Here is a 14,205-nt window from a genome sequence, read left to right as displayed (position 1 = left end):
CGCTGTTGTTCAGCGTAAGAATTTTATTCAGGCCGGTCGGTTGAACTTAATTCGCCGTCACGAACGCCAGCGGCGAAGGCATCCCACTGTCCCGGTGCGAAGGTCAACGCCGGGCCGGTCGGGTTCTTCGAATCGCGGACACCGACATGCCCTGCGTCCAGCCAGGCGACTTCGACACATTCGTGCGCCGAAGTGCTACGTGATGACTTGAACCACTGTGCGTTGTTTAGGTCGATGGTCACTGTTCGTATCTCCTTGCCAGCTGCCTGAGGAGGTCCCTCGATGAATTCTCCTCCAGTGCGGCGCGCCGAAGGACATCGTGGATTTCGCGATAGCTTTTCACATCCTCGCCGTTCTCGAAGAACATTGACCCGATCGAGGTTTCGGTATAAACGACAGGCGGCTCCGCCCCGAACTCTCGACTGTTCAACGGAAAGTCGAGAATGATATACGGCAGGATGGGTCCCTTATCCACTGGAAACCCGGCCGAAAACGGCAGTATTCGCACGGTAACGTTGGGGAGTGTGCCCACGTCCGCCATATGTCGCATCTGCTTGGACATGACCGCACGCGATCCGACGATCGTATGCAACACACTCTCGTGCACAACGAAATCAGCAGTGATCGGGCTGTACTTCCGGGTCAAAGCCGTCGCTCGGCGCAATCGCAGCTGCACACGACGCTCAAGTTCTTCTTGCGTGTCGCCCTCGTAATACGGCCGCTCAATATTACTCGCGTAATCGGCTACCTGCAGTAGACCGGGAACGATCATGGATTGGTAAACCGACACACCTGACACGCTGGACTCGAGTCCAAGATATGTCTTGAACACGGGCGCGATCAGGTGATGCGATGCATGCCACCACCCCTTCGTAGCCGTCTGCTGTGCGAGAGTTTTCAGCTCCTCTATCCGTTCCGAGCTCAGGTCGTACAGCTTGCCGAACGCCTCCACATCGCGCAGTTTGACCTTGTCGTTCTGCCCCTTCTCGATCCGGCCGACCGAGGTCTTGCCCATCTCCATGAGCTGCGCGGCCCGCTCGAGCGTGAACCCGGCACCTTCTCGCGCCTCCCGCAGTGCCCGCCCGAGTTGCCGACGCGGCAACGTCGAACCAGCCTGATCGTCCTTCCCCATCGCTCCCCTTTCCCCTGCTCGGTCCGAAACGGCCCAGGATCCGGTCCGGTTCGGACATCGAACTACGTGTGCACCGGTCCGGGCTCTGCGTAAATGGCCGACTTCATCGGACCGCCCGTTTTCCCAGCCCGGATGCTGTTGGCCTGCAGCAACATAGCCGCATGGCCAAGCAACAGGGAAGCCTCTCCGTCGCGCAAGTCCGAATCCTGCGGGCGCTGAGCTGCGGAGGGATGCTCACCGAACATCAGATCAAGGTGTCGGCCTGCCTCACCGAGTGGAAGACCCGCCACGCGCTGGCGAACCTGGTCAGCCACGAACTCATCGTGACCGGAGCCCGAAGAGGCCGCTACGAAATCATCCAGCGCGGCCGAAACACGCTGGCAGCCGAACCATCCGGCAGCCCGAAGGCGTGACGCCCGCGCATTCAAGATCAACGGCACCTGGTCGAGAGGCCTTCTCGCGAAATGCCGCAGCCGTGTGCCACTCGACATGATCGGCCCGGTGGGCCATGGAGGAATTGGGAATATGTTGCGTAATGGCGGGGACGGGGGCGTTTTCGTTGCGCCGCCGGGTATTTGCGGTTCGGCCGAGGTGGAGTTGGCGCATCGGCAGATGCGGCGGCATCGGGAATGCCGGATCGATCGGTGTGCGTGGAAGGCGGTCGCCTTTCACACCCTCGTGCGGCACGGCCGGATCGTGCCGCAGGGAACGAGCCCGCGCGAACGCGCGCACCGGCGTGGCATCGACTTCCCCACCGAGCACACCGGTCCCGCGCTGCCCGCCGACAGCATGCCGGAACCCCGAACGTTCCAGGAGGTGCTCGATGGACTCGGTCGGCTCGCCGAGGACCTGCGCACCGGTTCGGGCGACGGCTGCCGGCGGTGAGCGAGCGTGGGAATATGGCCCGCGATGTCGAGCATCGTGGCGATCTTCGCTGGATGCGGCACGGTACTCCTCGTCATCGGCTGTGTGTGGCCCACCGATCAGCCTCGCCGACCGGCCGCTGGACGGAAATCAGCTCTTAGGCAGCGACACTCGCACCCGATCCAATGGCCGGAAGAGTGGACATGCGCGACACCTGCCCAGCAGCTGACCATCGCCGCCGCACACCGCGCCATGCAACTACACCGCGAACACGACTGCGCTCGCAAACGCGCCGCATTCGCCGCGCTGGTCACCGCCGGGCGCGTCACGCCGGATTCCGCACGACAACAACGCCCGTGGAGACCTGACTCATGAATGAAACCGCACGAGATCCGATCGCCGAACGGCTCCGGGAACTGACCGATCGAGCCACACGCGGGGGTTACCGGCTGGTGCGCGATCCAGTGTCACCGCGTGACTGGCAACTTGTGGACGCCGAAGACGGCGATGCCGTCGTCACCGCCGCGAATCTCACCCAGATCGAGCAATGGCTCGATTCGTAACGCGCGCAGCCCGCTGTCAGGCGGTCACGCAGCGCATCGAGGCCGCCCCCCACAGCACCGAAGACGGCACCCCGCTCGCCGTTCACTCGCGCAGCGACACACGCCGATCGATCGCTCCACTTGTGACCGCGTCCAGCTTGCCGATCAGCCCGCCGACAACGGCTCGGCTCGCGACGACACCGAACCTCGCGAGCAGTCCGGGCCGAGCAGCCGCCCGATTCCTCACCGCGCGGAGCCCACCGATCAACTCGCCAAGCAGCCCGGGCCGAGCAGTGCCTTGAGGTCGCCCATCAGTGCCGAGGACGGTGAGACTCGCAGGCGTTCGTCGAGTTTCAGCAGCGTGGTCTTGTCTCGGGCGCCGACGTGCCGAATATGCACATCCGACGTGCCGGGGTGCCGGGACAAGACCCGCTTGAGTTCGCCGATCTTGTCCGGCGTGCACATCCGGGTGGTGACGGTGACCGCGAGCGGCTTGGCGACGCCGACCGCGGACAGGTCGGGCACGGCGAGATCGTTGGCGATCAGCGAGATCCGGTCGTCGCGGACCGAGACGCGTGCCTTGACCAGCACCACGGCGTCCTCCACGACGTCCATCCCGTACACCGAGTACGACTGCGGGAAGAACAGCACCTCGATGCCACCGGTGAGGTCTTCCAGCTGCGCGGAGGCCCAGGCCAGGCCGTTCTTGTTGATGCGCCGGTTCACCGAGGCCAGGATGCCGCCGACGGTCACCTGGGTGCCGTCCTTGATGTCGCCCTCCAGGATGGCGGGGATCTGCGTGTCGGCCTGCGCCGCGAGCACGTGCTCGACGCCGTTGAGCGGATGCCCGGAGACGTACAGGCCGAGCATCTCCCGCTCCAGAGCGAGCCGGTGCTTGGACTCCCACTCCTCGTCGGGGACCTTCACGTTGAACACCGAGGTCACCGACTCGTCCGCGTCCAAGCCGCCGAACAGGTCGAATTGACCGATCGCCTCGGCCTTCTTGGTGGCCATCACGGCGTCGATGGCATCGGAGTGGATCAGCATCAGGCCCTTGCGCGGATGCCCGAGGGAGTCGAAACCGCCTGCCTTGATCAGCGATTCGGTGACCTTCTTGCTCGCGGCGATGGCGTCGATCTTGTTCAGGTAATCGGAGAAATCGGTGAACTTCGATTTCTCCTTGCGCGCCTGGATGATCGAGGAGACGACGTTCGCGCCGACGTTGCGCACCGCGCCTAGACCGAAGCGGATGTCCTTGCCGACGGAGGCGAAGTTCTGCTCGGACTCGTTGACGTCCGGCGGAAGCACGGTGATGCCGAGGCGGCGGCAGTCGGAGAGGTAGACCGCGGCCTTGTCCTTGTCGTCGCCCACGGAAGTGAGCAGGCCCGCCATGTACTCGGCCGGGTAGTTGGCCTTGAGGTATGCGGTCCAGAACGAGACCAGGCCGTAGCCCGCGGCGTGCGACTTGTTGAACGCGTAGCCGGCGAACGGAAGGATGGTGTCCCACAGCGCCTTCACCGCGGCCTCGGAGAAGCCGTTCGTGGTCATGCCCTCGTGGAAGCCCTTGTACTCGGCCTCGAGCACCTCGAGTTTCTTCTTACCCATGGCCTTGCGCAGCGCGTCGGCCTTGCCCATCGAGTAGGAGGCGACCTTCTGCGCGATGAACATGATCTGCTCTTGGTAGACGATCAGGCCGTAGGTCTCGGCGAGGATGTCCTTGAGCGGTTCCTCCAACTCGGGGTGGATCGGCTTGATCGGCTGCCGCCCGTTCTTGCGGTCGGCGTAGTCGTTGTGCGCGTTCATGCCCATCGGGCCGGGGCGGTAGAGCGCGAGCACGGCGACGATGTCGTTGAAGCCGGTGGGCTGCATGCGGCGCAGCAGGTCGCGCATGGGACCGCCGTCGAGCTGGAAGACGCCGAGCGTGTCGCCGCGCGAGAGCAATTCGTAGGTCGCGGGGTCGTCCAGCGGCAGGTTGTCCATGTCCAGGTCGATGCCGCGGTTGGCCTTGATGTTGTCCAGCGCGTCACCGATGACGGTGAGGTTGCGCAGACCGAGGAAGTCCATCTTCAGCAGGCCGATGGCCTCGCAGGACGGGTAGTCCCAGCCGGTGATGATCGCCCCGTCCTGGGGCCGCTTCCACACCGGGATGGCGTCCATCAACGGTTCGGAGGACATGATCACCGCGCAGGCGTGCACACCGGCGTTGCGGATCAGGCCCTCGAGTCCGCGCGCGGTCTCGTAGATCTTGGCCACATCCGGGTTGTTGCCGATGAGTTCGCGGACCTCGGCGGCCTCTTTGTACCGCTCGTGATCGGGATCCATGATGCCCGACAGCGGGATGTCCTTGGCCATGATCGGCGGCGGCAGCGCCTTGGAGATCTGGTCGGCGATGGCGAAGCCGGGCTGGCCGAACTGGACGCGCGCGGAGTCCTTGATCGCGGCCTTGGTTTTAATCGTGCCGAAGGTGATCACCTGGGCGACCCGGTCGGTCCCCCACTTCTCGGTGGCGTAGCGGACCATCTCACCGCGACGGCGATCGTCGAAGTCGATATCGATATCGGGCGCGGACGGGCGCTCCGGGTTGAGGAACCGCTCGAACAGCAGGCCGTGCGGCAGCGGGTCGATATTGGTGATGCCGAGCGCGTAGGCCACCAGCGAACCGGCCGCCGAACCACGGCCGGGGCCGACCCGGATGCCGACCTCCCGAGCGTGCTTGACGAGGTCGCCGACGACGAGGAAGTAGGCGGGGAAGCCCTTCTGCTTGATGACGTCCAGTTCGAAATAGGCGCGGCTGTAGTACTCCTCGGGCACGCCGTCCGGGAACCGGCGCGCCAGGCCGCGATCGACCTCTTTGCGCAGCCAGGAATCCTGGTCCTCGCCCTCGGGCACCGGGAAGATCGGCATGCGGTCCTTGAAGGCCCACACGTCGTCGTAGGACTGGACCCGCTCGCCGATCAGCACCGTGTTGTCGCACGCGCCGGGCACCTCGGCGTCCCACAGCGCGCGCATCTCCTCGGCGGACTTCAGGTAGTAGCCGTCACCGTCGAACTTGAAGCGCGTGGGATCCGACAGCGTCTTGCCGGTCTGCACGCACAACAGCGCCTCGTGGTTGGCGGACTGGTCCTTGGTGACGTAGTGGCAGTCGTTCGTGGCCAGCGCCGGGATGCCCAGTTGCTTGCCGACGTTCAGCAACCCCTCGCGGACCCGGCGCTCGATGGACAGGCCGTGGTCCATGATCTCGAGGAAGAAATTGTCCTTGCCGAAGATCTCCTGCCACTTGGCCGCGGCCTCGAGCGCCTCGCGCTCGTGCCCCAGGCGCAGGCGGGTCTGCACCTCGCCGGAGGGGCAGCCGGTCGTCGCGATGATGCCCTCGGCGTACTGGGCGATGATCTCCGCGTCCATGCGCGCCCACTTGCCGAGCTGGCCCTCGATGGAGGCCAGCGAGGAGAGTTTGAACAGGTTGCGCAGGCCGGTCGCGTTCTCGGCGACCATGGTCATGTGCGTGTAGGCGCCCGAGCCGGAGACGTCGTCGCCCTTCTGGCTCGGATCGCCCCACTGCACGCGCTTGGTCTCGAACCGGGAGGCGGGCGCGATGTAGGCCTCGATGCCGATGATCGGCTTGATGTCGTGCTTCTTGGCCGAGTTGTAGAACTCCGAGGCGCCGTACATGTTGCCGTGGTCGGTCATCCCGACCGCGTTCATCCCCAGCCGTTTCGCCTCGCTGAACAGTGGCGAGATCTTGGCCGCACCATCGAGCATGGAGTACTCGGTGTGGTTGTGCAGATGGACGAACGATCCGGACGAGGCGGCCAAGACGGTCCTTCCTCCCAAGGTCTCGACGGGGGTTGGCTGGACCGATTCTAGGCGTGCCCACCGACTGCTTCGGACCGGCGCGCTGGCGCCACTCGGGCGTCCGGCGTGTCGGTGGGGAAGATCACCGGCGCGTCCTGGGGACTCGCCGTGTAAGTGGCCGATTTCCGCGAGTGTCGGGGTCTTGCCGAATTCGGGAACACCCGAACGGCGGCCGTGGTTCGGCGGTAACCTCTGCTTCCCTCCCCACGACGATGCCGGCGCTTCTCGGGGACGGGCCAGCACGGCAGACCGGATTTTCCCGAAATCGTGGAGGTGTCGATGAATTCGACGACAGCGCTCTTGATGGTCCCCGCTACGGCGATGGCGGCACTGGCCGCGACGGCCGCGCCCGCCGCGGCCGCGCCCGCCGCGTTCGCCACCGTGTACACCCTGGCCCAGGGGCCGTGCGTGGGTCAGGTGGAGATGTCGGTCAACGGCAACGCCTACCCCAACCAGGCGGCCTTCACCGTGGGCGCGACGCTGGTCGGCGCCGGGCCGTGCACGCTGCCGGTCACGCTGAACTACCGCAACGTCGACACCGGCCAGGAAGGTACGTTCCAAGTGGTCGCGCAGGGCCCCGGCTACTGGGGCAACAGCGGCCACTCCGCACTGTTCCTTCCCGGCATCGGCAAGTTCACCGCGACGGTCAGCATCGGCGCGGCGCACTTCCCCGAACCCGGCACCATCGAGTTCACGGTCCCGCAGTACCAGGGCTGAACTCCGGCGGACCGGACCGCGCCGCGGCACCGGTGAGATCGGCGGGACCGCCGGGGGGCACCCCATCACGGCCGCAGGCCCCCACCGCGCCGCACCGCGACCAGCCGCAGGACCGCCACCGCGCCGCGACCGGCCGCAATCGCTGACCACGACCGCGTTCATCACGCGATCGGATCGACGCTCCGGGACTCGATCGCGAGCCCCGGCTCCGCCACCCTGATGCGAGATCCGGCCGATACTCCAGGCCCGATCTCGCATCAGGGTCCGCCACCGCTCCGCGTGCGTTCGCGGCCGACGCGATAATCAGCCCATGCAGTCCGTGCGCCGATGCCCGCCATGACCACCGCACTCGCCGTCGCGACCGTGGCGGCGCTGATCGCCGGTGCGCTGCTGATCTGGTCGCGCACCCGCAGAGTGGTGACCACCCCCGCGGAGCGGGCGGTGCATTCGGCGTTGCACACCGCGTCGCTGGCGGCGGTCCCGCTGCGGCGCGGGCTGACCGAGCAGTCCGCGCGGGAAGCGGCGCCGCACCTGCGCGCACTCACCGGCGCCGAAGCGCTCGCGCTGGCCGACCCCGACGGCACGTTGCTCGCCTGGGACGGCCCGCACGCCGAACTGGCCGAATACTTCGGCGAAGCCGCCGTGCGCGCCGTCGCGGGCGAGCGCCCGGTGCTCGTCGCCGGCCCCGGACGCGGCGAACACGCGGGACGCACGCTGATCGCGCAACCGCTGCTGGTCGAATCCAACGGCGTGGCCGGCGTGCTGGGAGTCGTGAGCGCCGGGCAGCCGGGACCGGGCCGACTGGGTGCGGTCGCCGAGGTGGCTCGGTACGCCTGCGGGCAGCTCGAACTGGCCGAGCTGGACGCGTCGCGGGCTCGGCTGGACCGCGCCGAGGTGCGCGCGCTACGAGCCCAGATCAGCCCGCACTTCATCTACAACGCGCTGAACACCATCGCCTCGTTCGTCCGCACCGACCCGGCGCGGGCCCGCGAGCTGATCCTCGAGTTCGCCGACTTCACCAGGTACTCCTTCCGCGCCGCGGGCGAATTCACGGTGCTGTCCGACGAGTTGCGCAACATCGAGCGGTACCTCGCGCTGGAACGCGCCCGTTTCGGCGACGCGCTCCAGGTCCGGCTGCGGATCGCGCCCGAGGTGCTCGGCGTGGTGCTGCCCTTCCTCGCGCTTCAGCCGCTGGTGGAGAACGCGGTGCGGCATGGGCTGGCGGGCACCGCGCACGGCGGCACCGTCAGCATCGTCGCCACCGACGCGGGCACCGACTGCGTGATCAGCGTCGAGGACGACGGCGTCGGCATGGACCCGGATCTGCTGCGCTCCGGGGCGCTGGACGCCGTCGACGCCGGGACGGGCCCCGCGGGCTCCGGTGAGGCCGCGCACGTCGGGCTGGCCAATGTCGACGACCGGTTGCGCGCGGCCTTCGGCGACGACTACGGCCTGGTCGTGGAAACCGCGCCCGGCGCGGGCACGAAGGTCAGCCTGCGCGTCCCCAAGTTCCGCGCGGGCATCCGGGCATAAGACCGGCACACGACAGCAACCGGCACACCACCCCCGCGCCGCTGCGAGCACCGGCTCGACGCGCAGCCGCGGAAGTGCGCGCCTTCGTCGCGGGCGTCGGTCGACTCCGGGGTCCGGCCGCGGCCCCTCGAGGTGCCGCCCCGGAGCTGAGGGCGTCACGCCGACGGCACCCGTCGGCGGCCTCGCAGGGGAGCTTTACGATGGTGCGATTGTGACCCGCGTTACCGGCAAACCGGCGGGCGCGCTGCGCGTGCTCGCCGTGGACGACGAGAAACCCGCTCTGGACGAGCTGGTGTATCTGCTGCGCGCGCGGACCGAGATCGGCGAGATCCACGCGGCTGGCGACGCCACCAGCGCACTGCGGGTGCTGCGCGCCCATCCGATCGACGCGGTGTTCCTGGACATCAACATGCCGGGACTGGACGGCATGGAGCTGGCCGGCATCCTCTCGGAGTTCGCCGCCGCGCCCGCCGTGGTCTTCGTGACCGCACACGACGACCGGGCGATCGCGGCGTTCGACCTGGGCGCGGTGGACTATCTGCTCAAGCCGCTGCGGGAGGACCGGCTCGCGGAGGCGGTGCGGCGGATCGCCGCGGCGCGCAGCGCGCCGCACCCGCCCGCCGCCGAAGCCCGCACCGACCCGAACGAGGTCATCCCCGTGGAACTGGGCGGAGTGACCACGCTGGTACCGCGATCGAGCGTGAGCTGGGTGGAAGCCGACGGCGACTACGCGCGGCTGCACACCAGCGCCGGATCGCACCTGGTGCGGATTCCGTTGTCGGCGCTGGAGGCTCGCTGGCACGACGCGGGATTCCTCCGGGTGCATCGGTCGTACCTGGTGGCGCTGCGGCTGGTCACCGGGCTGCGCAGCGTGGGTTCGGGGACCGTGGTTTGCCTGCGGGCCGAGGGCGACGCGCGAGCGGTCGAGCTGCCGGTCAGCCGAAGACAGGTTCGTGAGCTGAAACAACGGCTGGTGCACCGGCCCCGGCAGCACCGGGGCAACCAGTGACCGGGCCGCAGCGTCCGGTCCGCAGGCGTGTCGTGCTCTCCGAGCGACGTGGCGCACGGCGGGTGCGCACGCGGGTGGAGGTCGCCGAGCAAACCGAGTTCGGCGAAGCGCTCATCGGGGGGCTGATCCGCGCCCAACTCGGGCTCGCGCTACGCGTGGGCCTGGTGAGCATCGCGCTGCTGTGCGCGCTGCCGGTGCTGTTCCGGACCGGCTCGATCGGCTCCATGGCGGTGCTGGGCATCCGGTTGCCGTGGCTGCTGCTCGGCGGAGCCGTCTACCCGCTGCTGTTCCTGCTCGGCCGCACCTATGTGCGCTTGGCCGAACGCAACGAACAGGACTTCCTCGAACTGGCCGAGGACTGATGGTGCGCCCTCCACCATGAACAAGTCGATCACGTCCACATCGCCCGCCGAACCGATGCGCCCGCCCCGGAGCGCTCCATGACCTCGAGCACGGCGCCTGCGCTCACCGTGGCCGCGCTGGTCCTCGCGGCGCTGGCGACCGTCGCGATCGGCGCGTACGGCGTGCGACTCGCGCGCACCACCTCCGACTTCCTCGTCGCGTCGCGCAGCGTGGGACCGCGCTGGAACGCCGCCGCGATCTCCGGTGAATACCTCTCGGCCGCATCGTTTCTCGGCGTGGCCGGGTTGATCGCGAAATACGGCGCGGACGCGCTGTGGTACCCGGTGGGCTTCACCGCCGGATACCTGGCGCTGCTGCTGTTCGTCGCCGCTCCGCTGCGCCGCTCCGGCGCGTACACGGTGCCCGACTTCGCCGAATTCCGGCTGGGCTCACTGCGTTTGCGCAGGCTCGCGGCCACCGTCGTGGTGCTCATCTGCGCGGTGTATCTCATTCCGCAGTTCCAAGGGGCCGGGCTGACCCTGCACATCCTGCTCGGGGTGCCGGACTGGGTGGGCGCGGTGGGGGTGGGCGCGATCGTGCTCGCCAACGTGGTCGGCGGCGGGATGCGCTCGATCACCCTGGTCCAGGCGTTCCAGTACTGGCTGAAGCTGACCGCGGTGGCCCTTCCCGCGCTGGTGTTGCTCGGGCACTTCCTCGCCGACGAGCGGGAATTGGGCGCGCCCGCCCCGCCGGTGGTGTCCGAGCGCACGACCGTCGACGTGACCACCGACGTGGTGGTGCGGGTCGGTGCGCCGCAGCAGGTTTCGATCACGGGAACACTCGACGACCGCGCGGTCGACGGTCCGGTGCCGCTGGCGCCCGGCACCCACGAGCTGTCCGCGGGCACGCGGCTGGTGCTGGAAGCCGGGGCCGCCGTGCCGGTGGTCGCGGGCGCACCCGCCGACGGCACGGGCTGGCTGGCGCCGGGCGGCGGCTTGGGCGGACCGCATCCGGCCTACCAGGTCTATTCGCTGATCCTCGCGACCTTCCTCGGCACCATGGGCCTGCCGCACGTGCTGGTGCGCTTTTACACCAACCCCGATGGGCGGGCCGCGCGCGCGACGGCGCTCGCGGTGATCGGCCTGGTCGGACTGTTCTACCTGTTCCCCGTCCTGCTGGGCGTCTTCGCCCGGCTGTACGTGCCGCAACTGCTGATCACCGGGACCTCCGATGCCGCGGTGGTGCTGCTGCCCGGCTCGGTGGTCGCCGGACTGCCAGGGCAGCTGCTCGCGGCGCTGGCCGCGGCGGGCGCGATCGCCGCGTTCCTGTCCACCTCGTCGGGACTGCTGGTGAGCATCGCGGGCGTGCTCAGCACCGACATGCTGCGCGGGCGGATCCGGGACTTCCGCGCGGCGGCGCTGGTCGCGGGCTCGGTTCCGCTGGCGCTGTCGCTGACCGTCGTGTCGCTGGACCTGTCGCGCACCGTCGGCCTGGCCTTCGCGGTGGCCGCCTCCACGCTGTGCCCGCTGCTGGTGCTGGGCATCTGGTGGCGCGGGCTGACCGCGGCGGGCGCGGCGGCCGGCCTGATCGCGGGCGGGCTCGCCGCGGGCACCGCGACCGCCGTCTCGGTCACCGGCGGATTCTCCGACGCGGTGGCGGGCGGCTGGCCCGCGGCGCTGCTCGGCTATCCGGCGGCGATCAGCGTGCCGCTGGCGTTCGCCACCATGGTGCTGGTCAGCTCGTTCACCCGCGGACTCGGCGCGAGGACGGTGAGCCGGATCTTCGTCCGGATGCACGCGCCGGAGCGACTGGGCATGGGCGCCGACCGCGAGCGCAGCCTGCGCTCGGACTGACCGTGGCCCCGGGCGGTCGACCGTTCATCGCGTCACATCGACCGCTCAGCGCAGATTCGGGCACCTTCACAGAGTGACCCACGCCACAGCCTACTGGTGAGCCGTGGGCCTGGCTTACCGTCCTCGAGAAGTAAGCCACGTCACTTGGTAGGACACTCATGATCAGTACCGAACTCGACGACACCGCCCCGCGGCGAGCGCCGAGCGCAGCAGAATTCGCCGAAGTGCAGGCGAGCCCCCAATTCCAGGAACTGCGAATGCGCCTGCGCCGCTTCGTGTTTCCGATGACCGCGTTGTTCCTGCTCTGGTACCTCGGTTACGTCCTGCTCGGCGCCTACGCCCACGACTTCATGAGCCGCCCGGTGTTCGGCGACGTCAACGTCGGGTTGCTGCTCGGCCTCGGCCAATTCGTATCCACCTTCGCCATCACCGCGCTGTACGTCCGGTTCGCCAACCGGGAACTGGATCCGCGCGCGGCGACCATCCGCGGCTACCTCGAGGGAGACCGAGCGTGAACACCGTGCACACCTACGCCGCCGCCGCGACGGTCGGCAACCCGGTCGCCAATATCGCCATCTTCGGCGTCTTCGTCGTGTTCACGATGATCGTGGTGATCCGCGCCAGCCGCAACAACGCCACCGCCGCCGACTACTTCACCGGAGGGCGCGGCTTCTCCGGCCCGCAGAACGGCGTCGCCATCGCGGGCGACTACCTGTCGGCCGCCAGCTTCCTCGGCATCGCGGGCGCCATCGCGGTCTACGGCTACGACGGTTTCCTCTATTCCATCGGATTCCTGGTCGCTTGGCTGGTAGCGCTGCTGCTGGTCGCCGAAATGCTCCGCAACACCGGCAAATTCACCATGGCCGACGTGCTGAGCTTCCGGCTGAAGGAAGGCCCGGTACGCACCGCCGCCGCGCTGTCCACGCTCACCGTGTCGCTGTTCTACCTGCTCGCGCAGATGGCGGGCGCGGGCGGCCTGGTCGCACTGCTGCTGGACATCTCCGACAAGACCGGGCAGTCCATCGTGATCGCCGTGGTCGGCGTGCTGATGATCGTCTACGTACTGGTCGGCGGGATGAAGGGCACCACGTGGGTGCAGATCATCAAGGCGGTGCTGCTGATCGTGGGCGCGGCGCTGATGACCGTCATGGTGTTCGCGAAGTTCGGTTTCAACTTCTCCGACATCCTGGGCTCCGCGCAGGAAGCGGTCTCCGGCTCGGCGAACAAGGCCGTCGCCGCGCGCGACGTGCTCGCTCCCGGCGCGCAGTACGGCGGCAGCGAGACCTCGAAGCTCAACTTCCTCTCCCTCGGCCTGGCATTGGTGCTCGGCACCGCGGGCCTGCCGCATGTGCTGATGCGCTTCTACACCGTGCCCACCGCCAAAGAGGCACGGCGCTCGGTGGTCTGGGCGATCGGCCTGATCGGCGCGTTCTACCTGTTCACCCTGGTGCTCGGCTACGGCGCGGCGGCGATCGTCGGCCCGGACCGCATCCTCGCGGCCGCGGGCGGGCAGAATTCGGCGGCGCCGCTGCTGGCCTTCGAACTCGGCGGCGTGGTGCTGCTCGGCGTGATCTCCGCGGTCGCCTTCGCCACCATCCTCGCGGTGGTCGCGGGCCTGACCATCACGGCGTCGGCCTCGTTCGCCCATGACATCTACGCCAACGTCATCAAGCGCGGGAAAGCCGGTGAGCGCGAACAGGTCCGGGTGTCCCGCATCACCGCGGTGGTGATCGGCGTGCTGGCCATCGCCCTGGGCATCCTGGCCAACGGGCAGAACGTCGCCTTCCTGGTGGCGCTGGCGTTCGCGGTCGCGGCGTCGGCGAATCTGCCGACCATCCTGTTCTCGCTGTTCTGGCGGCGGTTCAACACCACCGGTGCGCTGTTCAGCATGTACGGCGGCCTGATCTCGACGATCGTGCTGATCGTGTTCTCCCCCGCGGTCTCCGGCAGCAAGACCGCCATGCTCCCCGGATCGGATTTCGACTGGTTCCCGCTGTCCAACCCGGGCATCGTCTCCATCCCGTTGGCGTTCGCGCTCGGCGTCATCGGCACCTTGGTCGGCGGCAGGTCCGAGGACCCCGCCAAGGCTGCGGAGATGGAGGTCCGCTCGCTCACCGGCGTCGGCGCGGAGAAGGCGGTGATGCACTGATCGCTGCCCGGCCTTCCTCGTCCCCCTTGCTCTTTCGTTAGGAGATCTCGCGTGACCAGCGCAACCACCGATGACCGCGACACCACCACCGCCTACCCGCCGAGCGCGGAGTTCGCCGCTGAGGCGAACGCCGACGCGGGGTTCTACCAGCGGGCGGCGGCCGATCGGGAAGCATTCTGGGCCGAGCAGGCCGGGCGGTTGCACTGGCACGA

At 68.3% G+C, this 14,205-nt stretch carries 13 protein-coding genes; 10 read left to right on the top strand and 3 right to left on the bottom strand.

Annotation, left to right across the window (positions count from 1 at the left end):
• Positions 1-23: 23 nt before the first annotated feature.
• Together ACZ6DL_RS29895 and ACZ6DL_RS29890 are read right to left on the bottom strand one after the other, a co-directional pair.
• On the bottom strand, positions 24-242 hold the full coding sequence (locus ACZ6DL_RS29895) for a DUF397 domain-containing protein (protein WP_466056111.1): 219 nt from the start codon (positions 240-242) through the stop codon (positions 24-26).
• Positions 239-1,132 (bottom strand): helix-turn-helix domain-containing protein, encoded by an 894-nt coding sequence (locus ACZ6DL_RS29890; protein WP_466056109.1) that lies wholly within the window; start codon positions 1,130-1,132, stop codon positions 239-241. Before ACZ6DL_RS29890 ends, ACZ6DL_RS29895 begins: the two co-directional genes overlap by 4 nt.
• Positions 1,133-1,293: 161 nt before the next feature.
• Between ACZ6DL_RS29890 and ACZ6DL_RS29885 the strand changes: the two genes are divergently transcribed.
• The 3 genes from ACZ6DL_RS29885 (at position 1,294) to ACZ6DL_RS29875 (ending at position 2,559) form a co-directional block, all read left to right on the top strand.
• Positions 1,294-1,545 (top strand): hypothetical protein, encoded by a 252-nt coding sequence (locus ACZ6DL_RS29885; RefSeq protein ID WP_466056107.1) that lies wholly within the window; start codon positions 1,294-1,296, stop codon positions 1,543-1,545.
• Positions 1,546-1,657: 112 nt separating this feature from the next.
• Positions 1,658-2,017 (top strand): hypothetical protein, encoded by a 360-nt coding sequence (locus tag ACZ6DL_RS29880; RefSeq protein WP_466056106.1) that lies wholly within the window; start codon positions 1,658-1,660, stop codon positions 2,015-2,017.
• 350 nt (positions 2,018-2,367) lie between these two features.
• Positions 2,368-2,559, top strand: a complete 192-nt coding sequence (locus ACZ6DL_RS29875) for a hypothetical protein (RefSeq protein WP_466056104.1) — start codon at positions 2,368-2,370, stop codon at positions 2,557-2,559.
• A gap of 243 nt (positions 2,560-2,802) precedes the next feature.
• On the opposite strand, the gene dnaE is transcribed toward ACZ6DL_RS29875, so the two are convergent.
• The gene (gene dnaE, locus ACZ6DL_RS29870) at positions 2,803-6,351 is read right to left on the bottom strand and encodes a DNA polymerase III subunit alpha (RefSeq protein WP_466056102.1); all 3,549 of its coding nucleotides are present in this window, start codon (positions 6,349-6,351) and stop codon (positions 2,803-2,805) included.
• Between the two features lie 318 nt (positions 6,352-6,669).
• Here dnaE and ACZ6DL_RS29865 point away from each other — a divergent pair, with 318 nt between their 5' ends.
• The 7 genes from ACZ6DL_RS29865 to ACZ6DL_RS29835 all read left to right on the top strand — a co-directional run bounded on the left by ACZ6DL_RS29865 (position 6,670) and on the right by ACZ6DL_RS29835 (position 13,993).
• On the top strand, positions 6,670-7,107 hold the full coding sequence (locus ACZ6DL_RS29865; protein WP_466056100.1) for a hypothetical protein: 438 nt from the start codon (positions 6,670-6,672) through the stop codon (positions 7,105-7,107).
• 327 nt (positions 7,108-7,434) lie between these two features.
• The gene (locus ACZ6DL_RS29860) at positions 7,435-8,640 is read left to right on the top strand and encodes a sensor histidine kinase (RefSeq protein WP_466056098.1); all 1,206 of its coding nucleotides are present in this window, start codon (positions 7,435-7,437) and stop codon (positions 8,638-8,640) included.
• Positions 8,641-8,851: 211 nt separating this feature from the next.
• Entirely contained in the window at positions 8,852-9,649 is a 798-nt protein-coding gene (locus ACZ6DL_RS29855; RefSeq protein WP_466056096.1) for a LytR/AlgR family response regulator transcription factor, read from the top strand.
• On the top strand, positions 9,646-10,011 hold the full coding sequence (locus ACZ6DL_RS29850) for a hypothetical protein (RefSeq protein ID WP_062976980.1): 366 nt from the start codon (positions 9,646-9,648) through the stop codon (positions 10,009-10,011). Before ACZ6DL_RS29855 ends, ACZ6DL_RS29850 begins: the two co-directional genes overlap by 4 nt.
• 78 nt (positions 10,012-10,089) lie before the next feature.
• Positions 10,090-11,844, top strand: a complete 1,755-nt coding sequence (locus ACZ6DL_RS29845) for a sodium/solute symporter (protein WP_466056095.1) — start codon at positions 10,090-10,092, stop codon at positions 11,842-11,844.
• A 158-nt stretch (positions 11,845-12,002) separates the two neighbouring features.
• The gene (locus tag ACZ6DL_RS29840; protein ID WP_040865967.1) at positions 12,003-12,359 is read left to right on the top strand and encodes a DUF485 domain-containing protein; all 357 of its coding nucleotides are present in this window, start codon (positions 12,003-12,005) and stop codon (positions 12,357-12,359) included.
• Complete coding sequence (locus ACZ6DL_RS29835; RefSeq protein ID WP_466056093.1) at positions 12,356-13,993, top strand: solute symporter family protein; 1,638 nt, start codon at positions 12,356-12,358, stop codon at positions 13,991-13,993. Before ACZ6DL_RS29840 ends, ACZ6DL_RS29835 begins: the two co-directional genes overlap by 4 nt.
• Positions 13,994-14,205 lie beyond the last annotated feature (212 nt).

This window comes from Nocardia sp. NPDC041819, assembly GCF_055590505.1.
Note: the sequence above shows the minus strand (reverse complement) of the source record. Positions and strands in the feature narration are given on the sequence as shown.